Source organism: Pseudoalteromonas sp. NZS100_1, assembly GCF_015864285.1.
Taxonomy (GTDB): Bacteria; Pseudomonadota; Gammaproteobacteria; order Enterobacterales; family Alteromonadaceae; genus Pseudoalteromonas; species Pseudoalteromonas arctica.
In genome coordinates, this window is the sequence record NZ_JADYXN010000271.1 from 1 (window position 1) to 557 (window position 557).

Annotated in this window: 1 protein-coding gene; it reads right to left on the reverse strand. The window is 38.4% G+C overall.

The features are described 5' to 3' along the window. Positions 1-29: 29 nt before the first annotated feature. On the reverse strand, positions 30-557 hold a 528-nt coding region (locus tag I6F66_RS21765; RefSeq protein WP_197209848.1), incomplete at its 5' end, for a transposase.

Sequence of the window (557 nt, forward strand, 5' to 3'; positions counted from 1 at the left end):
ACACGTTAACCTAATTTGTTTTATAGACGCTAAGCAAACGCCTTGTGTTCATCGAATGGTACATTGTCTTTAAGCACGTGATAACACGCTCTTGCGAGCTTATGCGCAACCGTTTTAATCGCAACTACCTTGTTTGTTTTAGCCAGTTTTCGTTGATAATATTTTTTAACTGTTGGGTTATAACGAATTGCAAAATTAGCGGCCTCAGTAAAAGCCCACGCTAAATAACGATTACCATTTTTCTGATTCGTAGCGCCTTTTTTCTTTCCATTACTGTACCTTGCCCCTTTAACACAGCGACAATACGATGAGAAATTACCTGGGCTATCAAAACGTTTAATCGTGCCGGTTTCTAACATAATAGTCAGTGCTAAAGTATTTCCAATTCCATCAATACTGGATAGGTTTATAAATTCAGGGGAGAGTGATGTTTGTTTTAAAATAGCGCCCTCTATCACATTAATTTGCTGTTGAGCACAACGTATTAATGAGAGGTTAGAAATGACTGACAGTGCTGTATTCATTGAGCTAAAGTCTGCGTGTACCTGCTCAGTATC